This is a genomic window from Roseinatronobacter domitianus, assembly GCF_023336755.1.
In the GTDB taxonomy this organism is placed as follows: domain Bacteria; phylum Pseudomonadota; class Alphaproteobacteria; order Rhodobacterales; family Rhodobacteraceae; genus Roseinatronobacter; species Roseinatronobacter domitianus.
Genome location: NZ_JALZWP010000006.1, coordinates 50,341 through 73,414 on the forward strand (window position 1 = coordinate 50,341; position 23,074 = coordinate 73,414).

Consider the following 23,074-nt stretch of genomic DNA (forward strand, 5'->3'; position numbering starts at 1 on the left):
TTGGTGCTAGATATTTACACGCCAAGCGCGGTTTTCAAGTAAAACCGGAGTCAAACACACAGGAATTCGGGAAAATAGGTAAAGTCTGATCAAATCGTGATAACAATTTTCCCGGTTGAGCGTCTTTCGCGCAGCATCTGCAACCCATCAAGCGCATCTTCAAGCGGCAGGACAGTGCTGATATGGGGCCGCAGATGGCCGTTTTCATACCAGTCGAACAGGGTGGAAATAGACTCGGCCATGATCTGCGGCGCAAAGCGCAGGTATCCCCCCCAATACAGGCCAATAACGCTCAGGTTCTTGACCAGCAGGATATTGGCGGGAAAAGCAGGCGGCTTGCCCCCGGCAAAGCCGATGGTCAGGAAGCGGCCTTCGGGGTGCAGCGCGCGCATGGCGGGGGTGGCCAGCGGCTCTCCGATGGCATCATAAATGACATGGGCACCGCCAAGCGCCTTCAACTCGGCGCGCAGGTCGAACGGGTCGGCACCGCTGTCCAGACAGATTTCGGCCCCCGCTTGCTGTGCCACCGCCAGCTTGTTGGCGCCACGCGCCACGGCAATCACCCGCGCCCCCATCCGTGCGCCAATCTCAACCGCTGTCAGCCCCACGCCACCGGCGGCGCCTAGCACAACAAGCGTTTCGCCCGGCCGCAGATGCGCCCGGTGCGCAAGTGCCAGATGCGACGTGCCATAGGCAACAAGAAAGGCGGCGGCATCGGTGAAGGGCATGGCATCGGGCATTTTGACACAGCTTTCGGCCTTGCAAAGCGCGTATTCGGCAAGCCCGCCTTGCCCGGCAAATGCGGCCACGCGGTCGCCCTTGCGAAAGCCCGTCACAGAAGCGCCGACCGCATCAACCGTCCCCGCAAACTCCATGCCCGGCGTATAGGGCGGCTGGACCCTTTCCTGATATGTGCCGCGCATCATCAAAAGATCGGCAAAGTTCAGCCCGCACGCGGCAACTTGAAGCCGCAGTTCATCCGGTTTGGGAGCGGGCACATCCATCTGCACCATGCTGGGTGGTGCGTCATAAGCGGTCAGCCGAAATGCGCGCATCGGACACCTCTGGGTATTTTGCCCAGCCTGCCGCCATGCGATGACAGGCGCAAGTGGCTTCTCAGCGCGGCGGGTCTGCGCATTCCGCAACTCTCTTTATGGTTGTTTTGCAAAATGCAATGCAAATTGCGAATTCCCGTCGTTCGTGCAGGAACGCACCGCTTTTTATACATTTTCCAACGGAATCGCGCCACGTTGCAACTCGGGGTAGTGAAGATTCGATTGTAACAGCCCGTCGGGTCCAGCCCCCTTAACGCGTATGAGTAGACACGGCAAAAAGAGGTAGCAAATGACACATCCTGTAGATCGTCATGTTGGGCAGCAAATGCGGCATCGGCGCTGGATGATTGGCATGACCCAACAACAACTGGCCGATTGCGTGGGCATCCGCTTTCAGCAAATCCAGAAATACGAAACCGGGGCGAACCGTGTCTCTGCGTCGCGCCTGTGGGACATTGCCGCCGCGATGAATGTGCCTGTCAGCCACTTCTTCGAGGGGCTCGACGCGGCCGAGGACAACGCAGACGCCCCAGCCCCCGACCTTATGGGCAGCAAGGAAACGCTGGACCTGCTGCGCACCTATTACGCCATTCCCGAAGCGCAGCGGCGGCGACTGTTCGATCTGGCGCGCGCCTTGGGCGACGCGGCCTGAACGGCTTGCATCCCGGCGCCGGGGCGATAGAACCTGTCTCTATGCCGCTTTCGGGACATTCGCCATGCGCCGCGCCGATCTGACCACAGACGACAGAACAAGCCTGCTTGCCCTCTGCGGCAAGCTGGCCGATGCCGCCGGAACCGAAGCCCTGCGGCATTTCCGCAAGCCGGAACTGACCACCGACAACAAACTGCACACCGGGTTCGACCCGGTCACACAGGCCGACCGCGCCGCTGAAACCGCGATGCGCGACATTCTGCAAACGGCACGCCCGGAAGATGCGGTTCTGGGCGAAGAGCACGGCATGAAAAGCGGCACCAGCGGGCTACAATGGGTGCTGGACCCGATCGATGGCACCCGCGCCTATATCAGCGGCACCACGACCTGGGGCGTGCTGATCGCAGTATGTGATCTGGATGGCCCATTTCTGGGCGTGATCGACCAACCTTATACAGGCGAACGCTTTATCGGCGGGCTTGGGCTGGCACAATTGCGCAGCCCGCATGGAACGACCCCATTGCAGACCCGCGCCGCGCGCGACCTGCACGATGCCATCCTGTTTTCCACCTTCCCCGAAATTGGCACCGAAGACGAGCACGCGGCGTTTCAGCGCGTGGCGCAGGCCAGCAAGCTCACCCGCTACGGCATGGATTGCTACGCCTATGCGCTGCTGGCGGCGGGGCATATCGACCTTGTTATCGAAGCCGGCTTGAACAGCTACGACATCTGCGCGCCGATTGCGGTTATTCAGGCTGCAGGCGGGGTTGTCACCGATTGGCAGGGCCGGCCAGCCCATGCGGGCGGACAGGTTCTGGCGGCGGCCAATGCAAAGCTGCATGCAGCCGCTTTGGCCCTTTTGCAACGCACGGCTTGACCTTCCATCTTATGGAAGCCCTATCTGTCTGGCGAACACAGATCAGAGGTGAGTCGTGAACAAGCAGATATCCCCCGATGAGCAGATCACGGAGATGGGGTTTGAGGTTCAGAAATTGAGCTGTGCGGGCTGCGTTGGCCGGGCGGAACGCGCTTTGGCTTCGGTTCCGGGCGTTCTCTCGGCCCGCGTGAACCTTGCCACGCACCGCGCCGAAGTGTCGGCCCGGCCCGAAACCGGCCTGACCGAGCTGCAAACCGCGCTGCGCCGCGCGGGCTATCCGATGCAGGTTCACACCTTGGAATTTGACGTTGGCAACATGAGCTGCGGCAGTTGTATCGCGCGGGTCGAACAGGCGCTTGCCACTCAGCCGGGGGTGCTGCGCGCCAGTGCCAACTTAAGCACAGGTCGCGTGCAGGCGGATGTGCTGGATGCCGGGGCCGCGCCAGACCTTGCGCGCGCGCTTGGTGCGGCGGGCTATCCCGCCAAACCCGTCACCGATACCGACAGCCCGGACCCAAGCGCGCGGCAAGCCGCCGAAGCGCGCGCGCTGTCGCGGCGCGTTATGCTGGCCTTTGTGCTGACCTTGCCGGTCTTCGTGGTCGAAATGGGCGGGCATCTGGTGCCACCCTTTCATCATTGGCTGCTGCACAGCTTTGGTCAGACCCCGCTCTGGCTGGGCCAGTTCCTGCTGACCACGGCGGTTTTGCTGGGGCCGGGGCGCGGGTTTTACACCAGTGGCCTGCCAGCGCTGGCACGCGGCGCCCCCGACATGAACAGTCTTGTCGCCATTGGCACGCTCGCGGCTTGGGGATATTCCACCGTGGCGCTCTTTGCGCCCGGCCTGCTTCCCGACAGCGCGCAGGCGGTCTATTTCGAGGCCGCTGCCGTCATCGTCACGCTGATTCTGCTGGGCCGCTGGCTGGAAGCGCGGGCGCGGGGGCGCACGGGTGCCGCCATCGCGCGTTTGGTCGGGCTGCAACCCCGTCATGCCCGCAAGCTGGTGGATGGCGCGGAAACAGAGGTCGCGCTGGATGACATCGTGCAGGGCGACACGCTGCGCCTGCGGCAAGGCGAACGGCTTGCGGCGGATGGCGAGTTGCTGTCCGACCACGCCACGCTTGATGAAAGCATGATTACCGGCGAACCCTTGCCCGCCGTCAAGGAACAGGGCGCGCGGCTGGTGGGCGGCACCGTCAATTCGGGCGACGCGTTCGACATGCGCGTGACCGCGACAGGTGGGCAAACCGTGCTGTCGCAGATCATCCGCATGGTTGAACGCGCTCAGGGCGCGAAACTTCCGGTGCAGGCTCTGGTGGACAAGGTCACGCTCTATTTCGTGCCGGTGGTGATGGCAGTGGCGGCGCTGACGGTCGTGACATGGCTGGCCTTTGGCGCGGGGCTGAACCTTGCGCTGGTCGCGGGTGTGTCGGTGCTAATCATCGCCTGCCCCTGTGCTATGGGGCTGGCGACACCCACATCCGTTATGGTCGGCACCGGGCGCGCGGCGGAACTGGGGGTGCTGTTTCGCAAGGGCAGCGCGCTGCAAACATTGGAGCGCGTGCGCGTTGTGGCTTTCGACAAGACCGGCACGCTGACTAAAGGGCGGCCAAGCCTGTCGCGTGTCGTGGCCACGCCGGGCCTGTCAGAAGAGGCAGCACTGGCGCTGGCGACGGCACTCGAGCGCGATTCGGACCATCCAATTGCGCATAGTTTGCGCGACGCCGCCGCCGCGCGCGGCCTGACGGTGCCACAGGCAGAGACGATCAAATCCCTGACCGGGCTGGGCTTGCGCGGACAGGTTGGGAACCAATCGGTGCTCTTGGGCGCAGCGCGACTGATGCAGGCCGAAAACGTCCCGGTCGACGCGTTGGCCGAGGCTGCAAGCCAAGCCGCAGACCTGGGCGAAACCCCGTTTTATCTTGCGGTCGATGGTGTGGCGGTGGCGCTGATCTGTGTTGCCGACAAATTGCGTCCGGGGGCCGCCGATATGATTGCAACGCTGCACCGCAAAGGGCTGACCGTCGCCATGATCTCTGGCGATGCAACCGCCACGGCGCAAGCCGTGGCGCGCGATCTGGGCATAGACCATGTCGTCGCAGAGGTGATGCCCAAGGACAAGCTCACCGCGCTGCAAGACCTGCGCGCGGCGCATGGTCCGGTCGCCTTTGTGGGCGATGGGATCAATGATGCCCCTGCCTTGGCAGAGGCCGATGTTGGCCTTGCCATTGGAAGCGGCACCGATATCGCGGTCGAGGCCGCCGACATCGTCCTTGCCTCCAGCCAGCCGCGCGCGGTGATTGCGGCGCTGGACGTGTCGGCACAGACCATGCGCAACATTCGCCAGAACCTGTTCTGGGCTTTTGCCTACAATACTGCGCTGGTTCCGGTGGCCGCAGGGCTGCTCTACCCCGCGACGGGGCTGATGCTGTCGCCCATGCTGGCGGCAGGTGCGATGGCGCTCAGTTCGGTCTTTGTGTTGTCGAACGCGCTACGCTTGCGGTATATCCGCGTGCAGGAGGTCGCATGAATATTTCCGATGCCGGAAAACGCTCTGGCTTGCCGCCCAAAACCATCCGTTTCTACGAAGAGATCGGGCTTATCACCCCCACGCGCCGCGAGAACGGGTATCGCGACTTTTCCGAGGAAGACCTGCACAAGCTGGCCTTCCTGCGGCGCTCGCGCGCTTTGGGCTTCTCGACCGAGGAATGCCGGCAGTTGATCGGGCTTTATACCGATAAAAGCCGTGCCAGCGCGGATGTGAAATCGCTGGCCAGCGCACAGTTGGAACGGATCGATGCACAACTGGCAGAATTACAGGAAATGCGCCGGACACTGGCGCATCTTGTTTCGGCCTGCGCGGGGGACGCGCGGCCCGATTGCCCGATTCTGTCCGACCTTGCGCGGGAGTGACCGTTCAGGCCGGCACGGTCTTGGCCGCCGGTGTCGGCTTTTTCGCGACACGCGGGCGCCGGTGCAACGGCGTCGGCTTGGGCGCCGCGCGGCGCAGGCTTTCGGCTTCGGCAGCAACCGCAGCGGCGCTTTCGCGCGGCATGGTGTTGGCCATGTTGCACAGCATGTTCAGATACGCCCGATGCTGCGCCCGAAATACCGTGGCCCAGAACATCGACCCTTTCAGCCAGAATGTCAGCGGATCGCTTGGCATGTGTCCCTCCAGTCGTGATGCGCGCGGCGGCGCGCTTCTGATCTTGTGCGGTCAATCTAGCAGCATCCGGCACAGGATACGTTGATCTTGAGCATAGTTTATGCCGAATTTACCGCTTTGGCGGCGCAAACATTACCCTGTCCCCAGTTATCCGGGCATTTTCGGCGCTGTCAAAGCGAACCGACTTCACGGCGGCTCACAAAATCGCAAGTGCTTAGGGTTTTGGCAATCGTTCAGGGCCGCCTTGCCTTGAGCCGCGCAAACAGCCATGTGTTTTGCAGGCAAGACAGGGGCACCCAATGTTGAAACTGATCCTGATCCTTCTGGGAATGATCGTGGTAGCCGGGGCGCTCTGGGTCCGCATCGCCCCCAGTGACCCGGCACGCTGGCATCTGGACCCGCGCAGAGAAGCGCGGCCTGCCACGCCCAATTTTCACCTGCTGCGGATGGGCGACGGTGATGCCCCTGCCCCGATCTACGACATGCCGCCGCAGCGTTTGGCAGAGACGTTCCACGACATTGCCACCGCCGATGGCGCGACCCTGATCGCGGGCCGCGTGTCGGATGGGCATATGACCTACCTGACACGGTCGCGCCTTATGGGCTTTCCCGACTATACAACCGTGCTGATCGAACCGGCGGGCGACGGGTCCATGCTGACCGGCTTTGCCCGCGCCCGTTTTGGCCATTCCGACATGGGCGCAAACCGCGCGCGGCTGGAGCGATGGGTGGCCGCCCTTACCGACTAAGGCTGCAACACCCGTTCAGCATGGGGCTGTCCGGTCCCAGCATGACGCTGATCGACAGGCCGAATACGCGGTCGCTCATGCCATCTGTGCAAGTGGCGGGGTACATAAACCCCACACCCGGCCCATCCAACCCTGCAAACCGGATCATGCGGCGCAGGTCGTCAGCAAGGCGGCTATCCTGCGCAATCGAGATCGGCAGGTCGCGCGCCGGGCCGTCCGGAGTTTGATAGCGCAAGGCGCCACCGGTATTGGCCAGCGACCAGAACGGTTCGGTGCCATAACAACCCAGCCCGTCGGGCAGATTGTAATGGTCTATCCTCACACCACGGGCCGCCAGATAGCGCATTGAAACCCATCCCGCGCGCTCGTCCGCATTGACCTGACCCCATGTTCCGGCTGGATTGCGCGCCACGACCTCTATGCCGCGCGCATCGCGGTCGAGTGCGCCGATAATGTCGGACGCGGCAGCGGGCGCAGCGCGAATATTCAGCCTATCCCCGGCCGCTACTCCCGTCACATCGTAAAGCTGCGGCAACGGGTCTGCACGCGCGACAAGCACAGAGAAGCCGAGCATAATCAGACCGGCATAGAGCGCACGCATGTGGCCTTCCTCTCTTGCAAATAATCGGAACCGGTCAGGCCTGCATTTGCTCAACCGGGATCTCGGTGGTAAATTTGATCTCTTCCATCGACAGAAGTGCCGTCACGTTGAAAATGCTGACATCTGCGATCAGCGATTGGTAAAACCTGTCATAGGCGCGCGCATTGGCGACTTTGACCTTCAGGATATAGTCGATATCGCCCGCAAGCCTGTGCGCCTCCATCACCTCGGGCCGGGCGCGCACGGCGTCCAGAAACGCCGCTTGCCACGCGGCCTCGTGGGATGAGGTGCGCACCAGCACGAAAAAGCACGCTTCCAGCCCCAGCGCGTATTCGTCCAGCAACACGGTGTAATTGCGGATCACGCCTGCCGCCCGCAATTTGCGAATGCGGTTCCAGACCGGGGTTTTGCTGGACCCGGTCTTGCGCGCAATCTCATCGAGGGACTGGCTGGCATCGCGTTGCAGTTCCGCCAGTATGCGCCGATCCAGATCGTCCAATTCCGCCGACATGAGGGGTTCTCCTTCGTATGTTGGCGAACATTATTCCATTTTTTCGGATTTTGAAAGGAACTTGCGGAACAAATTCCCACAGACATCAACGGCATTGTCCTTATCGCGCGCGCCTCTCTTGATCTTGACCTGCATCAAGGCTTAGTGACCACGCAAATCCGTATGACGACCCAGAGTTTTTACCATAAGCGCCCCCAAGAGAGTTGCCGCCATGACCGACCAGTCCCCCGTTGCCAAGGCAACCCCAACCCTGCCCGATGCGCAGACCGTCACGTCGGTCACGCATTACACCGACCGGCTCTTTGCCTTTCGCTGCACACGGCCGCAATCGCTGCGATTCCGGTCGGGCGAATTTGTAATGATCGGGCTGATCGGGGATAATGGCAAACCGCTGCTGCGGGCCTATTCCATTGCCTCGCCGTCATGGGACGAGGAGCTGGAATTTTATTCCATCAAGGTGCCTGACGGCCCGCTGACCTCTCGCCTGCAACATATTCAGCCGGGAGAGCAGATTATCCTGCGCCCCAAACCTGTTGGCACGCTGGTAATCGACGCGCTTTTGCCAGGCAAGCGGCTGTGGATGCTGGCCACCGGCACCGGCATTGCGCCCTTTGCGTCGCTGCTGCGCGACCCAGAGACATGGGAGAAATTCGAACAGGTCATCGTCATGCATACCTGCCGCGAGGCGGACGAACTGACCTATGGCCGCGACCTGATCGAAGCCCTGCCCGACGATCCGTTAATCGGCGAACTGGTCGCGGGCAAGCTGCACTACTACCCCACCACCACACGCGAAAAGAGCGCGCATATGGGGCGGATCACAGACAATATCGCCTCTGGACAAGTGTTTTCCGATCTTGGCATCGCTCCGATGGACCCTGCGAATGACCGCGCCATGGTCTGCGGGTCATTGGCGTTCAACCTCGACATCAAGGCCGTGCTCGAAACGGCCGGGCTGTCCGAAGGTGCCAATAGCGCACCCGCCGAATATGTCGTCGAAAAGGCATTCGTGGATTGAGCCTGTGCTCTCACACCGTTTAACGCTTGCCGTCCGGGGCATAATCCCGGACGGGTCCACCTTGCTTTACAAAGCCACGCAAGGGCTGCGCTTGGCGTATGTGGATCAACCCGGATCGGCACCGCACCATCTTGCGCGGCGGCAAAGCGCGCCTTAGCCCATCCAGCGGTCAGTGCCGCGCGGCAAAAGGCATCTGGCCGGAAGCGCGCCGCCTACCCCCAGCCGACCCGCACGTCCTGAAACATCACACTCGCCATCCCCGCCGTTTCCATAAACGCCACGTCGCTTGCATCACGTCCGGCGGCGATCACCACGAATGTATCGGGCGTGCTCATCCCCGTCGGGTCCACAAGCTGCCAACCGCCGTCCAGCCAGACCTCGGCGCAAGCGTGGAAATCGGGGGGCGTCACACCGGGGCTGTAGCCCGACACATAGCGCGCCGGCACCCCGCCCGCGCGCGCAAACGCGCAGAGCAAATGCGCATAGTCACGGCACACACCTTGCCGCGTTACGAACGTATCAAGCGCATTGGTTCCCGCATCTGACGCACCGGGCACATAGCGCAAGCTGCGCGCCACCCAGTCCCGCATCGCGGCGATCATCGCGCCCCCTTGCAGATGCCCGAATTCCGTCTGCACGAAAGGCTCGAAACGATCTGACGGACAAAACACCGAAGGCCGCAGCCACGCCAGCACATCCGTGGGCAAAGCATGCATTTGCTCGGCGGCCAGACTTGTCAGCGGCGGCGCAGGCCGGTCAATGGCGACACGCGCGGAATATTGCGCCATCAATTGCGCGCCCTCTGACATGACCCAGACACGCTGCCCCGCCGACCCGGCTTGGTCCAGCCAATGCAGGCGCGCAGACTGCGCCTGAAACGCCGTGCTCAGGATGGTTTGCGTGTCGGATGGCAGAACCGCAACCGTCAGCAAAACCGGATCACCCGGTTCCAAGGTATATTGCATGGTCACGTCAATTGTCAGGATCATGCACAGCGCCTTTCATATACGGACCGGGATTGCTCCGCATGATGCGCCCCTTGCCTGTTCAGGTGGCCTGCGTCAACGCTTGTGCGCGCGGCGCTTGCATCTTTCACTGCGGCGCGCCTATGTCATGGCATGATTGCCGCTTGCCCCGCCCCGTTTAACCTGGCCGCCCATGTGTTGGCCGCCGCCGCGCAGACGCCCGACAAGATCGCGCTGGAAATCCTGCGCGCCAGCGGCGCCGAGCGCTGGTCCTATGCACGCCTGCAAGCAGCCGTGCGTGGCACCGGCACGGGGCTGGCCGCATTGGGCCTGGCACCGGGCGCGCGGGTGCTGTTGCGGTTGGGCAATAGTGTGGATTTTCCGATCGCCTTTCTGGGTGCGATTGCCGCAGGGCTGGTGCCGGTGCCAACATCGACCGCTTTGACCGCCCCGGAAATTACCGCCATGGCGCGCGACCTTGCGCCCGCTTTGGTTATCGCGGCAGAGGGGGTGGCCCAGCCCGACCACCCTGCCCCGGTGTTGACGCTGGATCGCTTGCGCGCCATGCGCGATCTGCCGCCCTGTGATTACGTCATGGGGTCGCCCGACCGGCCCGGTTATATCGTGTTCACCTCTGGCAGTGGCGGCCACCCGCGCGCCGTTGTCCATGCCCATCGCGCGATCTGGGCGCGGCGCATGATGTGGGATGGCTGGTATCACCTGCGGCCCAATGACCGGATGCTGCACGCTGGCGCGTTTAACTGGACCTATACTATGGGCACAGGGCTGATGGACCCTTGGGCAATTGGCGCGACCGCCTTGGTGGTCGAACCCGGCGCGCCTCTAAGCCTGTTGATGCGGCGGCATGACGCCACGATCTTTGCCGCCGTGCCGGGTGTCTACCGCCAGCTTTTGGCAGATGGCAAAGCCCGCGACCTGCCGCGACTGCGCCACGCCCTGTCAGCGGGTGAAAAGCTGCCCGATGCCACGCGTGCGGCGTGGCACGCGGCCACGGGAGTTGAGATCTACGAGGCGCTCGGCATGTCGGAATGTTCGACCTATATCTCTGCCAACCCCGCGCGGCCTGCGCCGATGGGTGCGCTGGGCTATCCGCAAGCGGGCCGACGGATCAAGATCATCGGCGGGGAGGAGGGTATCTTGGCCATTCATCGCAGCGATCCGGGGCTGATGCTGGGGTATCTGGGACCAGACGGCGTGCCGCATCTGCCCTTGCAGGACGACTGGTTCGTGACCGGCGACCGCGTGGCCCGAGCGCAGGACGGTGCGATCAGCTATCTGGGCCGCGATGATGACATGATGAATGCAGGCGGGTTCCGCGTCTCTCCGCTAGAGGTGGAGGGGGCTTTGGCCAACCACCCCGGCATTGACGAGATTGTTGTGACCGATGTCGAAATCCGCCCCAATGTGCGGATTATCGCGGCCTTCTACACTGCTGCGGCACAGGTCGAGGAAACCGCCTTGATGGCCTTTGCAGCCGAACGTCTGGCGCGTTACAAGCAGCCACGACTTTACCGCCACTTGCCCAGCCTTCCGCGCGGGGCGAATGGCAAACTTTCCCGGCGCGCCGTGCAGGCGCAGTTCAAGGCAGACGATGATAACGCTTGAGATTTATTCCGACCCGGTCTGCCCGTGGTGCTATATCGGCAAAGTCGCGCTGGAACGCGCGATGGAGGCGCGGCCTGACCACCCGTTCGCGGTCACATGGCATCCGTTCATGCTGAACCCTGATATGCCCACCGAAGGGATGGACCGGCAGGACTATCTGGAGCTGAAATTCGGCGCCGATCTGGTCACGGCTTATGGCCCCGTCGTAAAACGTGCCGAAGGCGTGGGGCTGGACCTGAACCTGCCCGCGATCACGCGCCAACCCAACACGCTGGCCGCCCATGCGCTTATTCATTGGGCCGGGTTGGAGGGCAAGCAAAACGCTGCCGTCAGCAACCTGTTCCGCGCCTATTTCAAGAATGGGCAAGATATTGGCGCCCGTGACGTGCTGCTGGATATCGCCGCGCGCATTGGCATGGACCCCGCCCTGACTGCGCGGCTGCTGGATGCGGGGGCAGATCGCGACGCCGTCATAAACGCCGACCGCACGGCGCGCGCGCGCGGCATTCAGGGCGTGCCGTTTTTCGTTGTAGCCGGCCAGCACGCTGTGCCCGGCGCGCAAGACACAGAGCTTTGGGTGCAGGTCATCGACGAATTGGCGGAACGGCCATGAATTGGCCGCGCCCGACCCGACCATTGCGTTTCGGGGAATTCGTCGCGCTGATGGCGCTTATGATGTCGTCGGTCGCGTTTTCCATTGACGCGATGCTGCCCGCTTTGCCGACCATCGGCGACCAGCTGTCGCCGGATGCCCCGCAAAAGGGGCAATTGGTAATCACCATTTTCGTCCTTGGCATGGGGCTTGGCACGCTGATCTGCGGGCCGGTCTCTGACGCTTTCGGGCGTAAATCGGTGCTCCTGGTGGGGATTACCGCCTATATCACGGGCGCGTTGATCGCCATGCAGGCCCAAAGCATAGACGGGCTGCTGGCCGCGCGCTTCTTGCAAGGGCTGGGGGCGGCGGCCCCGCGCGTCATCGCCACCGCAATGGTGCGCGACATGTATGAGGGGCGCGCCATGGCGCGCGTGACCAGCATCATCATGACGCTGTTCATTCTTGTGCCCGCGATCGCACCCTCGATCGGCGCGGTAATCATCTGGTTTGCCGACTGGCGCGCGGTGTTTCTGGCCTTTGTCGCTTTTGGCCTGATCGCTGCGGCATGGCTGATGCTGCGCCAGCCGGAATCCCTTCCCCCCGAGCGGCGGCGCGCCCTGAGCCTGCGCAATATCTGGGCGGCGGTGGCGGAAATTACCACCACGCCCGCCGTGATGATTTATGTTGTGGCGCTGATATTCGCCTTTGCACCCATGTTTGCATGGCTGTCCAACCTGCCGATGATCTTTGCCGACGTCTATGACCGCGCCGCCAGTTTTCCGCTATGGTTCGGCATTACCGCGCTCGTCGCCGGCAGCGCCAGCGTGGTCAATGCCAAGCTGGTCATGCGGCTGGGCATGAAGCGAATCGCGACCGCCGCCTTTCTGTGGCAAGCCGTCGTGTCCGTGTTGTTTCTGGCACTGTTGCAGTTCGACCTGCCTGCCCCGTGGGATTTCGCGTTTTTCTTTGCCTTCATGTGCTCGGCGTTTTTCGCAATCGGGCTGACCTTCGGCAACCTCAATGCCCTGGCGCTGCAACCCTTGGGGCATATGGCGGGGGTTGGCGCATCGGTGGTGCAATCGCTGTCTACGGTGGGGTCGGTCATGGTCGCGATCCCGATTTCGCTGGCCTATAACGGCACGCCCTTGCCATTGATTACGGGCATGGCGCTGTGTGCCTGCACGGCACTGGCGCTGATGTTGGCGGCGCGTCGTCTTGCCCCGGAACAGCCTGCCGAATAACATTCTTTTTCCCAATTTTGCGCGCTATGCTTGCGCCAACCGCATTTCCTCCAAAGGTGTCTTAACATGGAACTTATCCTTGCCTTGGCCGTCCTGATTGTTCTGGTCGTACTGATGGGCCTGAAAATTGTGCCGCAGGCGCAGAATTTCGTCATCACCCGGCTTGGCGCGTATCACCGCACGCTGGATGCGGGCGTGAACGTGATCGTGCCGTTTCTGGACAAGGTCCATACGCGCGTTCCGGTCAACGATCAGGTGCTGAACGATATCCAGCTAGAGGTGGTGTCCGCCGATAACGTTGTGTTCGGCGCAAAGCTGTTGGTGGTCTACCGCATTGAAAACGCAGAGGCTGCGGTGTTCCGCGTGAACAAGATCGACGAATTGGTCATTGGCTTGGTGCAATCGCTGGTGCGTTCGGAACTGGGCAAGGTGGAGCTGGACGCGGTGCAATCGGATCGCGGCTCGTTGAATCTGGCGCTGTTGACGGCGCTGGAAGATGCGGGCAAGACCTATGGCATTCGCATTTCGCGCTCGGAAATTACCGATGTCACGCTGAACGCGGTCACGCAAACGGCGATGGCCGAAGTGCTGGCCGCAGAGCGCGAGCGGCGTGCCGCCATCACCCGTGCAGAGGGCGAGCGCCGCGCGACCGAGTTGAACGCCGATGCTGAGCTTTATGAAGCGCAGCGCCGCGCTGATGCCATTCGCGCCATCGCGCAGGCCAACGCGGAATCCAACCGGATGCTGGCTTTGTCGCTAGATACGGACAGCGCGCAACAGGCGCTGATTTTCCAGACCGCGCGGATGCAGGTCGAGGCGCTGGAAGGCCTGGCCAAATCGCCCAACGCCAAGCTTATCATGCTGCCGGGTGGTCCGTCGAACAGCTTCCGCGAAGCGGCCGCCATCCTGAAGGAGATGTGACGGATGGACATGTTTATGCTGCCCGACTGGTCCGTCTGGGGTCTGATTGCCGTTATCCTGCTGATTGGCGAAATGCTGACCACCGCCTATGTGGCGCTTGGTTTTGCCGTGGCCGCAGCGCTTCTTGGGTTGGTCGTCTGGCTGGTGCCGGGGCTGCCCGTGGTGGTTCAGGCCTTTATCTGGGCCGCTCTGGGTCTGGCGATCTGGCTGGGGCTATCGCGCTGGAACGCGCAGCGCCACAAACGCCCGGATATCAACGATTATGACCCGCGCGACAGCCTACCGCCCTCTGACCGGGGCGGCTGGACCGGCAAAGACTAGAAAGGGGCGCAGCGCGCGCCCCCCGCACTTAAACGCTGGAATACAGCCCCTCATAGATCGGCTGCAACGTCTCTGTGTCGAACAAGGACGACACAGAGGTGCCCTTCCAGGTGTTCAGGATGGCTTGGGCAAACATCGGCGCCGTGGCGACAATGCGGATATTGGGCGCAGCTTTCACCGCATCGGTCGGCGCGATGGAATCGGTGATGACCAGCGATTTCATCACCGATTTGGTAATCCGCTCCACCGCCGGGCCGGACAGCACACCATGGGTGATGTAGCTGTGAACCTCGGTTGCGCCCGCTTCGATCAGCACTTCGGCGGCTTTGCACAGCGTGCCCGCGGTGTCACAAATGTCATCGACAATGATACAGGTCTTGCCGCTGACATCCCCGATCACGGTCATTTCCGACACTTCGCCCGCCTTCTCGCGCCGCTTGTCGACAATCGCCAACGGGCAGCCGACCCGCTTGGCCAATTCGCGCGCCCGCGACACCCCGCCCACATCGGGAGAGATAATCATCACGTCATCCAGCCGCGCTTTGAAATGGTGCAGCACATCCAGCGCGAAAACCGGCGCGGCATACAGGTTATCCACCGGAATATCGAAAAACCCCTGTATCTGCGTGGCGTGCAGGTCCAGCGTCAGCACCCGTTCGATCCCGGCCTGCGCGATCATATTGGCCACCAGCTTGGCCGAAATCGGCGTGCGTGCCTTGGTGCGGCGGTCCTGGCGGGCATAGCCGAAATACGGGATCACGGCGGTAATGCGTGCCGCAGAGGAACGCTTCAGCGCATCGGCGATAATCAGCAGTTCCATCAGGTTGTCATTCGCCGGACGCGAGGTCGACTGGATAATGAACATATCCTCGCCCCGGACATTTTCGTAAACTTCTACGAAAATCTCCTGATCGTTGAACCGTTCGACACGCGCATCGACCAACCCGACACTGACCCCGCGATGCAGCGACATGCGCCGGGCGATGGCCTTGGACAGTTCTGGATTGGAATTTCCGGCAATCAGCTTGGGTTCGGTTCGGTCGATCATGGAGGGCAGTCCTTGCGAGTCGGCGTTGACACCGCTTACCACCCCGATACGGTCTTGGAAATGTCACAACCTGCCAAAAGGGACACCGCATGTCGCAGATCGACTATTACCTTTCCCCAATGTCACCCTGGACACATATGGTGGGCGATCGCGCGGCGCAGATTGCGCGCAAAGCGGGTGTTGCCCTACGCTACAAACCGCTGGACCCCCTGGCGCTGTTCCCGCGCACCGGCGGGCAGGTGCTGGCCGACCGCGATGACAGCCGCAAAGCCTACCGTTTGCAAGAGCTGGAGCGCTGGTCGCGGCGTTTGGGCGTGCCGATAAAACTGCACCCCGCGCATTTCCCGACCAACCCCGCACCTTCCGCCTATGCCATCATTGCCGCGCAGGAAGCTGGCGGTGGCGATCTGGACCGGCTGGTGACGGGGCTAAGCCGCGCCTGCTGGGAAGAGGACCGCAACATCGCCGAGGATGACGTGATCCGCGACTGCCTTGCGGCGGCGGGTTTTGATACCGGGCTGGCCTTTACCGGCCTGCTACAAGGTGCAGAGATCTACCCCCGCAATCTTGAAGACGCTGTCGAGGCCGGCGTATTCGGCGTGCCGTTCTTCGTGGTTGATGGCGCGCGGTTCTGGGGTCAGGACCGGCTGGACTTTCTGGCCGAGCATCTGGGCGTTACGCTTTAACCCATTAAAAAACCCGCGCCGGACAAGGGCGCGGGTTTTTAAGTCGGGTCTCGGCGTTTATCGTCAGATCAGGCCGCTTCGGCCTCTGCCTCGGCAGCAGCCCGGCGCTCGCTCTCTTCGCGCGACAGCGCCACAGAGGTGCGCACGCCCTTGCTGACAAATTCCATCAGCCCGGACACAACGCGCTCATTGGGGTCGATCCCGGCACAGCTCAGCACTTCGCGCCCATCACGAGAGCGCGCCCAGCGGGCAATCTGCTCTGGGCCATTGCCATATTTCTTGTCGTCGGCGATCGCATCATCCAGCGCCGCCAGCACCACCGCCGCAAAAAGTTTGCGAGCGCGTGCACCCTGCTCATGGGTAAACGCCGTTCCATCCGCCGCATCAAACATATTGAGTCCTTTGTTCTTGCTCTTGCATTCACCGCGAACGCCTGCCTACCCTTTTTGCGGGTTGATTCGCTAGCCCGTGAATGCATACCAGCCATGCAATTTTTGCATGGCACGCAAATAGTGCCGTCCATATCCTGTTCTTGCGTGCCATACCCCATCGCGATATAGCATGCGCCAAAGAAATGTCGCGCCATTGCCAAGGTTTACCCCATGCCCAAGATTAACGGAAACGAAATTCGCCCCGGCAATGTGCTGGAGCATGATGGCGGCCTGTGGGCAGCGGTCAAGGTCGGGCATGTGAAGCCCGGCAAAGGCGGCGCTTTTGCGCAAGTCGAAATGAAGAACCTGCGCGACGGGCGCAAACTGAACGAACGCTTCCGGTCGGATGACAAGGTTGAGCGTGTGCGCTTGGAGCAGAAAGACCAGCAATTTCTGTATGAAACCGATGGCCGTCTGGTCGTGATGGACATGGACACGTTCGAACAGGTCGAACTGGATGCCGAATTGCTGGGCGAGCGCCGCCCCTTCCTGCAAGATGGCATGACCGTGACCGTAGAATATTACGGCGAAGAAGCGCTGAACATGGCGCTGCCGCAAAAGGTGGTCTGCAAGATCGTGGAAACAGAGCCGGTCGTCAAAGGCCAGACCGCCGCGAACAGCTTCAAACCCGCCCTGCTGGACAATGGTTTGCGCGTTCTGGTGCCGCCCTTTGTCGGGCAGGATGAGGATATCGTCGTCAACACCGAAACCTTCGAGTATTCCGAGCGCGCCTGACGCTTCTTGCGCGGCTTCGGCCAGGGACAGCCCATGCGAGTCTTTGCCCTTGCCTGCACGGTCACAGCCCTTGCACAAGGGGCGCAGGCGCGTGACGTGGCATTGGCGCTTGACTGGCCCAATGGGGCGGCCCCGGCGGTCGAGATCGTGACCGTGACCCGTGACGCATCGGGCGCGGTATTGGATACGCAGCGCACGCCCTTGCCTGAAGGCACACAAACCACGGTCCTGTCCTTGCCCAGCCTGTCACGGCAAGCGACCACGGTGCAGGTCGGCGCGCTGCTGGAGGGCGCTTTCGCCCTGCAAAGCCTGCGCGCGCCGGTCGAGGGCGGGCAACCCCCGGACCGGATAAGATTAACTGCGGCCCTGACCGCCAGTTTCGGTAAAGATTACCTCTGCGATACCGGCCGCGTGGTGTCGCTTAGGCCAGCGGAAAGCGGGTTTACCCTGGACGGGACGGCATTTGAACCCGCAACGCTTGCCAATAGCTTCACCGCGCCCGACGGGACCACCGCCAACCGCGCCCCCGGCCTTGTGCAACTCGAACGCGCGGATGGGGCACTGCTGGAAACCTGCCAACCAATCCCCGCGCGCCCAATTCTGCCGCTGACCGCACTGGGGCAGGATGCGACATGGCGGCTGACGACCGGGCTTGACGGCTCTGTCCTGAGTTTGGCAGGCGCGCGGCAAGCCACCGCTGGCACCCCGGCAGAGCGCTTGGCCACAACCATCGCGCCTGCGGCAGAAAACCGGATGCGTCTCTCGTTTGGGGCGTATGAACTGACCTTGGACGACACGCCGTGCCGCTTGGTGCGCAGCACTATGCCTTTCCCATTGCAGGCAACGCTTATCGGCCCTGACGTGACCAAAAGCGCCGGCTGTGCGGGCGACCCGCTGCGGGCGCTGGAAGGACCGGCCTGGCAAGTGACGCATATGTCGGGCCATGCCCTGCCGCGCGCAGCCGAAGGCAACCCATCATTTACATTGCAATTTGACACAGGCCGCCTGACGGGGCGCACAACCTGCAACCGATATCTGGGGCGCGCGACCGTTGATGGCACGCGCCTTGTGCTAAGCGATCTGGGAAGCACCCGCCTTCCCTGCCCGGCCAACCTGCGCAATCTGGAAACCCGGTTTCTGGACGCGATGGAGGCGGCCACAGGCTTCTTGCGTCTGCCCGGCGGTGGTTTGGCGCTTTATGCGGGCGCAACCGCTGTTCTGATCGCGAAACGGTAAAGCCGCCCTGTGGATGACCCTGAAATACCCGCTTGCGGTCGAGGACGCGCGCGGCGTGGAATTCGGGACCATGTTAGGGCAGCGGATCAAACGCAGGCCCGACAAAGTCCGCGAACCGCTCCCAATCCTGCGAGCTGTTTTGATAAATCCGGCGCCTGACCTGCGTTGCAGATGACGTGTAAACGGCGCGGCGGTTCTGTTCCGGCGCCAAACACACATCCTGCCAGTCAAGTTCAAGATATCGGAGGAGATCGCGCATGGATGGCTCTGGATCTGCTGTCAACTGATCGTAGTCCAGACGGAAAATCCGGCCCCCGAACACCTGCTCCCAATGCTGCATCAGCTTTGAATAGGCCAGATAATAGGCAACCACATCATCAAGATTATAGGCAAACCCGTTCCCGTTACCCGAATAATAATGCTTGAAGTTGGACCAACATGTCGCGCGTGCATCACGCACCACATGGATGATCTTTGCCTGCGGAAACAGCGCAAAGATCGCCCCGATCCACCGGAAATTAAGCGGCAGCTTATCCGTCACATACGCAGCGCGCCCGCGTATGGCCTCAAGATGCGCCAGATAGTTCTCGCGAATCTGCATCCCGGCAGCCAAGAATTCAACATCGCTCTGCCAATCAAGGGGCGACAGGGCATCGTCCAAGTGCGGAAGTTCGCCGCCACCATGAATTTCGGAATGTGCCGACAACATTTGTTCAATCAGGCTTGTGCCTGACCTTGGCATTCCAACGATAAAAACAGGTGTAGGGGCAGCGGATTGGGTTTCGGAAACCACAGAATCGAAAGGGATGGCAGTTTCAGCAAATATCGCCATCTGAGACGCGAGACGGTCGATATCATCTTCTACGCGGTAAGCGAGCAACGCTTTCTGAAAGCTGTTCGCGGTTGAAAGATACTCAAAGGCCCGCTTGGTATTGCCGCTGTCATCATGTGCTTTTCCCAAGGAAAACCCAAGAAGCATTCTCTCACGATCGGTCAGGCGGGATTGCCTGAGCATGTCTTCCATCCGTCCGATTTCGGGCGCGCCCGCATCGAATTTCTGGGCGCAAGCAAGGTTCCAATACGCCTCCGCCGTCGCTTCGTTCTGCGCGACAGCCGCTGAAAGCACCTTGGCAGCTTGCTCTGTGTCTCCTTTTATTTTCAGCACGTTGCCCAAATTGTTAAGGGCTGGGCCGTAATCCGGGGCTGTCTTCAAAGCAGCCTCGAAACACCTCTGCGCTTCGTCAAGCTCCCCGCGATCGACGTGAATGTTGCCAATGTTGTTAAGCGCCGTTGCATCACCCGGCCGAAGTTCCAACACCCTGGAGAAGCTTTGCCGAGCGGCCTCGTCCTGCCCTAGGGTTTTTTGAATATTGCCAAGGTTTCCAAATGCGTCGGCATCTGTCGGATTAAGCGCGATTATGGTGTTGTAGGTTGCAATCGCATCCTTGGCCTGACCCAACGCCGCCTGACCCGCGGCACGCAGACGCAACAAGACGGTATGGTCAGGATACACTTTGACCGCCGCATCAGTTGCAAGAACCAACTCTTTCATCCGACCGCTATTGTAATAATTGAACAGGGTCCGGATCATCAGAGCGGAGGCATCCGGCGCACCGCCAGCGTCCGGAAGTGCCTTGATACCTTCCAGAGCGCGCTTGTTCTTGGGAAATTTATCAAGAACGGACATATAAAGTGCACGCGCTTCCGAAGAAGCGCCTTGTTTGGCAAGCCCGCGGGCTTTCAAAATCGTTTTCTCAATAGACATGACCGACTGATTAGCGCACCGCCCCCCGGCCTCGCAAGTGCGCGTCTTGTCTTTGCATTATGGGGCATCATCAAGCCGCAGTTTTCAACCCCTGAGCCATCAGCCCTTTGTGACAATTCGCAGATCGCGTAACGCCTTACGACACCCCGAAATCCGCCATAGTGCGCAAAGGCAAGCTGCGCGCGCGGGTGCCGGTCAGCGCGAATAGCGCGTTGGCCAGCGCGGGCATGGAGGGCGGCGTGCCCGGTTCGCCCACCCCACCCATATGCGGATTGTCTTGCAGGATCGCCACCTCTATGCGCGGCACGTTGACCATGCGCAGCGCGTCATAATCGGGGAAGTTGGCTTGGTCGGCGCGACCGTCGGTAAAGGTGATTTCCCCCAACACCGCCGCCGACAGCCCATAAATCAGCCCCGATTCCATCTGCGCGCGGATAATGCCGGGGTCCAGCGCCAGCCCCGGATCGCAGGCCATGAAGGCGCGGTCCATGCGGATGCGGTCGCCGTCCCGCGCGAGTTCGATCACCACCGCCGTGGGGGTGCCGAAAGACCATGTCATCGCCACGCCGCGCGCGCGCCCTTCTGGCAGCGCCGTATCCCAGCCCGACATCTCGCGCACACGGGTCAGCACACCCGCCGCAACCGCGCTTTCGGGCGCGACATGCGCCAAGCGGAACGCCAACGGGTCCGCGCCTGCGGCATGGGCCAGCTCATCAATGAAGCTTTCGTGAAAGAACCCGTTGAAAGACGCGCCCACCGAGCGCCAGAAGCCAATCGGCACGTCCAATTCCGCCAGATGCCCCGCCACGCGGTAATTCGGGATCGCATAGGGTTGGTCGAACGCGCCTTCGACATGGCCTTTGTCAGACCCACCGGGTGCGCGGCCCATGATCCGGGTCATTGCGGCATGCGTCACCGAAGGGGCCGCAATCGCGGCGTTGAAATGACTGATGCGGCCACCAGTCACCGCGCCTTGCATCCGCGCCATGGCGGCGGGGCGGTAGAAATCATGGCGCATATCTTCTTCACGCGACCATGTCAGCCGAATGGGGGTGCCGGGCATGGCAGCGGCAATGCGCGCGACTTGCGCCACTGCGTCGGTTTCCGCACGCCGCCCGAACCCGCCGCCCATAAAGGTCGTATGCAGGGTGATCGCATCCTCATTCAGCCCCGATGTTTCGGCAGCCTTTTGCACACACAGGCGCGGAGCCTGATTGCCTGCCCAGATCGTCAGGTGCCCATCTTGCAGCCATGCGGTGGCGCCTTGGGGTTCCATCGTGGAATGGGCAAGGAAGGGCACGCGGTATTCGGCACTGATCGCACCATCGGGCAAGGCGGACACATCGCCATCGTCGCGCAGGGTGGAGTTCGGCTCTGCATCGAACGCCGCTTCAATCGCGGCGAACATGCCGTCCATATCGGCGGGCAAGGGAGAGTCGGTCCATGTCACATCGACCGCCTTCGCCCCTTCCATCGCGGCCCATGTATTGCGGGCAACGACGGCCACGCCATTGCCCATGTCAAACACCTGTTCGACACCGGGCATGGCCAGCGCGGGCGCAGGGTCAAAGCCTGCCATACCACCACCCAGATGCGGGCAGATGCGAACCGTGGCAAATTTCATCCCCGGCAGTTGAATATCGGTCGCGTATTGCGCTTGGCCGGTGATCTTGGCGCGCATGTCGCTGCGTGGCAAAGCCCGGCCCAGCAGCTTCCAGTCGGATTGCGGGCGCAGGTCCACATCCGGGACCGGGCGTGCGGCGGCGTCCTCTGCCAAGTCGGCATAGGCGATGCGCGTGTCATCGGGGGCAATCACAAACCCGTCTTCGGTGCGCAGCGCGCTGCGGTCCACGCCCAAACGGTCGGCGGCAACGGCTTTCAAAGCCTCGCGCGCGCCAGCCCCGGCATAGCGCATCTTCTCATAGGCATCGACCGTCGAAGTGGACCCGCCTGTCACCTGCAAACCCAACAGCTTGCTGACCGCCGCCAGACCGCCAACAACCGTATGTTGCCACGCCTTCATGGCGTAATCGGCAACAGGCAGCGCACCATGCATCAACGCACCGTTGTAATAGGCTGCAGAGGGCGGGCCATGCTCGACCCGGATACCGGCAAAATCCACGTCCAGTTCTTCGGCCACCAAAGCGGCGAGCGTGGTGTGAACGCCCTGCCCCATCTCTGCACGCGGCGCGATGATGGTTATGCCCGACTGGTCAATGATGACATAAGGGTTCAGCGTGGCCCCTTGATCCGGGGCAAGCGGGTTTTCGACCGGCTTTCGGACCTGATATATCCCGAAGGCCGCGCCACCAACTACCGCGACCGCGCCCACCAGAAGCGTGCGCCGGGTGATGGTTCCAAGGCGGCTCATTGTGCCCCACCCATCTTGGCCGCGTCATGGATCGCGGCGCGAATGGCCGTGTAGGTGCCACAGCGGCACAGGTTGCCGCCCATGGCCGCGTCAATATCCTCGTCCGTGGGCGCGGGGTTGTTGGACAGCAAATCCGCCGCCTGCATGATCTGGCCAGACTGGCAATAGCCGCATTGCGCGACCTGATGACGCTCCCACGCGGCTTGCAAGGGCGTCTGACCGCCAAGCCCTTCGATGGTAGTGACAGGGCCCCACAGATCACCCAACCGCACTTGGCAGGACCGCACCGCTTGCCCGTCCACATGCACGGTGCAAGCCCCGCAAGCGGCAATCCCGCAGCCGAATTTGGTGCCGGTCAGGCCCAGCTCGTCACGCAACACCCACAAAAGCGGTGTGTCGGGCGCGGCATCGGTCTGGTAGTCGGTTTCGTTGACGGTGAGGGTAATCGACATCGGCAAAGTCCTTTGCAGGTTTCCGTAAATATGGAGCGCAGACACAGAACGACCA

24 protein-coding genes are annotated in these 23,074 nt (G+C 62.0%); 14 read left to right on the forward strand and 10 right to left on the reverse strand.

Annotated features, from left to right (window positions below; translation table 11 throughout):
• Nucleotides 1-89: 89 nt before the first annotated feature.
• On the reverse strand, nucleotides 90-1,055 hold the full coding sequence (locus tag M3N55_RS07670) for an NADPH:quinone oxidoreductase family protein (protein ID WP_249057943.1): 966 nt from the start codon (nucleotides 1,053-1,055) through the stop codon (nucleotides 90-92).
• A 289-nt stretch (nucleotides 1,056-1,344) separates the two neighbouring features.
• On the opposite strand from M3N55_RS07670, the gene M3N55_RS07675 reads away from it, so the two are divergent.
• The 4 genes from M3N55_RS07675 (at nucleotide 1,345) to cueR (ending at nucleotide 5,494) form a co-directional block, all read left to right on the forward strand.
• Nucleotides 1,345-1,707, forward strand: coding sequence for a helix-turn-helix domain-containing protein (locus M3N55_RS07675; protein ID WP_249057944.1), 363 nt, complete (start codon nucleotides 1,345-1,347; stop codon nucleotides 1,705-1,707).
• A gap of 64 nt (nucleotides 1,708-1,771) precedes the next feature.
• A complete protein-coding gene (gene hisN / locus M3N55_RS07680; protein WP_249057945.1) occupies nucleotides 1,772-2,584 on the forward strand; it encodes a histidinol-phosphatase in 813 nt (270 codons plus the stop codon).
• 55 nt (nucleotides 2,585-2,639) lie between these two features.
• Nucleotides 2,640-5,111, forward strand: a complete 2,472-nt coding sequence (locus tag M3N55_RS07685; RefSeq protein ID WP_249057946.1) for a heavy metal translocating P-type ATPase — start codon at nucleotides 2,640-2,642, stop codon at nucleotides 5,109-5,111.
• Nucleotides 5,108-5,494 (forward strand): Cu(I)-responsive transcriptional regulator, encoded by a 387-nt coding sequence (gene cueR / locus M3N55_RS07690; protein ID WP_249057947.1) that lies wholly within the window; start codon nucleotides 5,108-5,110, stop codon nucleotides 5,492-5,494. The genes M3N55_RS07685 and cueR overlap by 4 nt, the downstream gene beginning before the upstream one ends.
• Before the next feature lie 4 nt (nucleotides 5,495-5,498).
• On the opposite strand, the gene M3N55_RS07695 is transcribed toward cueR, so the two are convergent.
• Complete coding sequence (locus tag M3N55_RS07695) at nucleotides 5,499-5,747, reverse strand: hypothetical protein (protein ID WP_249057948.1); 249 nt, start codon at nucleotides 5,745-5,747, stop codon at nucleotides 5,499-5,501.
• A gap of 299 nt (nucleotides 5,748-6,046) precedes the next feature.
• On the opposite strand from M3N55_RS07695, the gene M3N55_RS07700 reads away from it, so the two are divergent.
• Complete coding sequence (locus tag M3N55_RS07700) at nucleotides 6,047-6,496, forward strand: DUF1499 domain-containing protein (protein ID WP_249057949.1); 450 nt, start codon at nucleotides 6,047-6,049, stop codon at nucleotides 6,494-6,496.
• On the opposite strand, the gene M3N55_RS07705 is transcribed toward M3N55_RS07700, so the two are convergent.
• The gene (locus M3N55_RS07705; protein WP_249057950.1) at nucleotides 6,486-7,097 is read right to left on the reverse strand and encodes a COG3650 family protein; all 612 of its coding nucleotides are present in this window, start codon (nucleotides 7,095-7,097) and stop codon (nucleotides 6,486-6,488) included. The genes M3N55_RS07700 and M3N55_RS07705 overlap by 11 nt on opposite strands.
• Nucleotides 7,098-7,131: 34 nt before the next feature.
• Nucleotides 7,132-7,608 carry an Lrp/AsnC family transcriptional regulator gene (locus M3N55_RS07710; protein ID WP_249057951.1) on the reverse strand — a complete coding sequence of 159 codons (477 nt, stop codon included), beginning with the start codon at nucleotides 7,606-7,608 and terminating at the stop codon, nucleotides 7,132-7,134.
• A 211-nt stretch (nucleotides 7,609-7,819) separates the two neighbouring features.
• Here M3N55_RS07710 and M3N55_RS07715 point away from each other — a divergent pair, with 211 nt between their 5' ends.
• Nucleotides 7,820-8,626 carry a ferredoxin--NADP reductase gene (locus M3N55_RS07715; RefSeq protein WP_249057952.1) on the forward strand — a complete coding sequence of 269 codons (807 nt, stop codon included), beginning with the start codon at nucleotides 7,820-7,822 and terminating at the stop codon, nucleotides 8,624-8,626.
• Nucleotides 8,627-8,838: 212 nt separating this feature from the next.
• On the opposite strand, the gene M3N55_RS07720 is transcribed toward M3N55_RS07715, so the two are convergent.
• Nucleotides 8,839-9,615 carry a transglutaminase-like domain-containing protein gene (locus M3N55_RS07720; protein ID WP_249057953.1) on the reverse strand — a complete coding sequence of 259 codons (777 nt, stop codon included), beginning with the start codon at nucleotides 9,613-9,615 and terminating at the stop codon, nucleotides 8,839-8,841.
• Nucleotides 9,616-9,744: 129 nt separating this feature from the next.
• Between M3N55_RS07720 and M3N55_RS07725 the strand changes: the two genes are divergently transcribed.
• The 5 genes from M3N55_RS07725 to M3N55_RS07745 all read left to right on the forward strand — a co-directional run bounded on the left by M3N55_RS07725 (nucleotide 9,745) and on the right by M3N55_RS07745 (nucleotide 14,295).
• Nucleotides 9,745-11,217, forward strand: coding sequence for a class I adenylate-forming enzyme family protein (locus M3N55_RS07725; protein ID WP_249057954.1), 1,473 nt, complete (start codon nucleotides 9,745-9,747; stop codon nucleotides 11,215-11,217).
• Nucleotides 11,204-11,830, forward strand: a complete 627-nt coding sequence (locus tag M3N55_RS07730) for a DsbA family oxidoreductase (protein WP_249057955.1) — start codon at nucleotides 11,204-11,206, stop codon at nucleotides 11,828-11,830. Before M3N55_RS07725 ends, M3N55_RS07730 begins: the two co-directional genes overlap by 14 nt.
• Nucleotides 11,827-13,053, forward strand: coding sequence for a multidrug effflux MFS transporter (locus tag M3N55_RS07735; RefSeq protein ID WP_249057956.1), 1,227 nt, complete (start codon nucleotides 11,827-11,829; stop codon nucleotides 13,051-13,053). Before M3N55_RS07730 ends, M3N55_RS07735 begins: the two co-directional genes overlap by 4 nt.
• A 66-nt stretch (nucleotides 13,054-13,119) precedes the next feature.
• On the forward strand, nucleotides 13,120-13,974 hold the full coding sequence (locus M3N55_RS07740) for an SPFH domain-containing protein (RefSeq protein ID WP_249057957.1): 855 nt from the start codon (nucleotides 13,120-13,122) through the stop codon (nucleotides 13,972-13,974).
• Nucleotides 13,975-13,977: 3 nt separating this feature from the next.
• Nucleotides 13,978-14,295: an NfeD family protein gene (locus tag M3N55_RS07745; RefSeq protein WP_249057958.1), complete on the forward strand. Its 318-nt coding sequence runs from the start codon at nucleotides 13,978-13,980 to the stop codon at nucleotides 14,293-14,295.
• A 28-nt stretch (nucleotides 14,296-14,323) separates the two neighbouring features.
• Here the strand turns inward: M3N55_RS07745 and M3N55_RS07750 are convergent, their stop codons facing one another.
• Nucleotides 14,324-15,343: a ribose-phosphate pyrophosphokinase gene (locus tag M3N55_RS07750; protein ID WP_249057959.1), complete on the reverse strand. Its 1,020-nt coding sequence runs from the start codon at nucleotides 15,341-15,343 to the stop codon at nucleotides 14,324-14,326.
• Nucleotides 15,344-15,432: 89 nt separating this feature from the next.
• Between M3N55_RS07750 and M3N55_RS07755 the strand changes: the two genes are divergently transcribed.
• Nucleotides 15,433-16,029, forward strand: coding sequence for a 2-hydroxychromene-2-carboxylate isomerase (locus M3N55_RS07755; RefSeq protein ID WP_249057960.1), 597 nt, complete (start codon nucleotides 15,433-15,435; stop codon nucleotides 16,027-16,029).
• Nucleotides 16,030-16,097: 68 nt separating this feature from the next.
• Here M3N55_RS07755 and M3N55_RS07760 read toward each other — a convergent pair whose 3' ends face one another.
• Nucleotides 16,098-16,421 (reverse strand): DUF6280 family protein, encoded by a 324-nt coding sequence (locus tag M3N55_RS07760; RefSeq protein WP_249057961.1) that lies wholly within the window; start codon nucleotides 16,419-16,421, stop codon nucleotides 16,098-16,100.
• 210 nt (nucleotides 16,422-16,631) lie between these two features.
• On the opposite strand from M3N55_RS07760, the gene efp reads away from it, so the two are divergent.
• Nucleotides 16,632-17,195, forward strand: a complete 564-nt coding sequence (gene efp / locus M3N55_RS07765) for an elongation factor P (protein WP_249057962.1) — start codon at nucleotides 16,632-16,634, stop codon at nucleotides 17,193-17,195.
• Between the two features lie 33 nt (nucleotides 17,196-17,228).
• Nucleotides 17,229-18,431 carry an META domain-containing protein gene (locus M3N55_RS07770; protein ID WP_249057963.1) on the forward strand — a complete coding sequence of 401 codons (1,203 nt, stop codon included), beginning with the start codon at nucleotides 17,229-17,231 and terminating at the stop codon, nucleotides 18,429-18,431.
• Between the two features lie 73 nt (nucleotides 18,432-18,504).
• Here the strand turns inward: M3N55_RS07770 and M3N55_RS07775 are convergent, their stop codons facing one another.
• The 3 genes from M3N55_RS07775 to M3N55_RS07785 all read right to left on the reverse strand — a co-directional run bounded on the left by M3N55_RS07775 (nucleotide 18,505) and on the right by M3N55_RS07785 (nucleotide 23,019).
• Nucleotides 18,505-20,196 (reverse strand): tetratricopeptide repeat-containing sulfotransferase family protein, encoded by a 1,692-nt coding sequence (locus M3N55_RS07775; RefSeq protein ID WP_249057964.1) that lies wholly within the window; start codon nucleotides 20,194-20,196, stop codon nucleotides 18,505-18,507.
• Between the two features lie 136 nt (nucleotides 20,197-20,332).
• Nucleotides 20,333-22,567, reverse strand: coding sequence for a xanthine dehydrogenase family protein molybdopterin-binding subunit (locus M3N55_RS07780; protein WP_249057965.1), 2,235 nt, complete (start codon nucleotides 22,565-22,567; stop codon nucleotides 20,333-20,335).
• A complete protein-coding gene (locus M3N55_RS07785) occupies nucleotides 22,564-23,019 on the reverse strand; it encodes a (2Fe-2S)-binding protein (RefSeq protein ID WP_249057966.1) in 456 nt (151 codons plus the stop codon). The genes M3N55_RS07780 and M3N55_RS07785 overlap by 4 nt, the downstream gene beginning before the upstream one ends.
• Nucleotides 23,020-23,074: the final 55 nt, after the last annotated feature.

What these genes read in the sequence shown, in the direction of transcription:
- M3N55_RS07670 (WP_249057943.1), bottom strand. Translation starts at nt 1,055, where the DNA reads ATGCGCGCATTTCGGCTGACCGCTTATGACGCACCACCCAGCATGGTG.
- M3N55_RS07675 (WP_249057944.1), top strand. Translation starts at nt 1,345, where the DNA reads ATGACACATCCTGTAGATCGTCATGTTGGGCAGCAAATGCGGCATCGG.
- hisN (WP_249057945.1), top strand. Translation starts at nt 1,772, where the DNA reads ATGCGCCGCGCCGATCTGACCACAGACGACAGAACAAGCCTGCTTGCC.
- cueR (WP_249057947.1), top strand. Translation starts at nt 5,108, where the DNA reads ATGAATATTTCCGATGCCGGAAAACGCTCTGGCTTGCCGCCCAAAACC.
- M3N55_RS07695 (WP_249057948.1), bottom strand. Translation starts at nt 5,747, where the DNA reads ATGCCAAGCGATCCGCTGACATTCTGGCTGAAAGGGTCGATGTTCTGG.
- M3N55_RS07700 (WP_249057949.1), top strand. Translation starts at nt 6,047, where the DNA reads ATGTTGAAACTGATCCTGATCCTTCTGGGAATGATCGTGGTAGCCGGG.
- M3N55_RS07705 (WP_249057950.1), bottom strand. Translation starts at nt 7,097, where the DNA reads ATGCGTGCGCTCTATGCCGGTCTGATTATGCTCGGCTTCTCTGTGCTT.
- M3N55_RS07710 (WP_249057951.1), bottom strand. Translation starts at nt 7,608, where the DNA reads ATGTCGGCGGAATTGGACGATCTGGATCGGCGCATACTGGCGGAACTG.
- M3N55_RS07715 (WP_249057952.1), top strand. Translation starts at nt 7,820, where the DNA reads ATGACCGACCAGTCCCCCGTTGCCAAGGCAACCCCAACCCTGCCCGAT.
- M3N55_RS07720 (WP_249057953.1), bottom strand. Translation starts at nt 9,615, where the DNA reads ATGATCCTGACAATTGACGTGACCATGCAATATACCTTGGAACCGGGT.
- M3N55_RS07725 (WP_249057954.1), top strand. Translation starts at nt 9,745, where the DNA reads ATGATTGCCGCTTGCCCCGCCCCGTTTAACCTGGCCGCCCATGTGTTG.
- M3N55_RS07730 (WP_249057955.1), top strand. Translation starts at nt 11,204, where the DNA reads ATGATAACGCTTGAGATTTATTCCGACCCGGTCTGCCCGTGGTGCTAT.
- M3N55_RS07735 (WP_249057956.1), top strand. Translation starts at nt 11,827, where the DNA reads ATGAATTGGCCGCGCCCGACCCGACCATTGCGTTTCGGGGAATTCGTC.
- M3N55_RS07740 (WP_249057957.1), top strand. Translation starts at nt 13,120, where the DNA reads ATGGAACTTATCCTTGCCTTGGCCGTCCTGATTGTTCTGGTCGTACTG.
- M3N55_RS07745 (WP_249057958.1), top strand. Translation starts at nt 13,978, where the DNA reads ATGGACATGTTTATGCTGCCCGACTGGTCCGTCTGGGGTCTGATTGCC.
- M3N55_RS07750 (WP_249057959.1), bottom strand. Translation starts at nt 15,343, where the DNA reads ATGATCGACCGAACCGAACCCAAGCTGATTGCCGGAAATTCCAATCCA.
- M3N55_RS07755 (WP_249057960.1), top strand. Translation starts at nt 15,433, where the DNA reads ATGTCGCAGATCGACTATTACCTTTCCCCAATGTCACCCTGGACACAT.
- M3N55_RS07760 (WP_249057961.1), bottom strand. Translation starts at nt 16,421, where the DNA reads ATGTTTGATGCGGCGGATGGAACGGCGTTTACCCATGAGCAGGGTGCA.
- efp (WP_249057962.1), top strand. Translation starts at nt 16,632, where the DNA reads ATGCCCAAGATTAACGGAAACGAAATTCGCCCCGGCAATGTGCTGGAG.
- M3N55_RS07770 (WP_249057963.1), top strand. Translation starts at nt 17,229, where the DNA reads ATGCGAGTCTTTGCCCTTGCCTGCACGGTCACAGCCCTTGCACAAGGG.
- M3N55_RS07775 (WP_249057964.1), bottom strand. Translation starts at nt 20,196, where the DNA reads ATGTCTATTGAGAAAACGATTTTGAAAGCCCGCGGGCTTGCCAAACAA.
- M3N55_RS07780 (WP_249057965.1), bottom strand. Translation starts at nt 22,567, where the DNA reads ATGAGCCGCCTTGGAACCATCACCCGGCGCACGCTTCTGGTGGGCGCG.
- M3N55_RS07785 (WP_249057966.1), bottom strand. Translation starts at nt 23,019, where the DNA reads ATGTCGATTACCCTCACCGTCAACGAAACCGACTACCAGACCGATGCC.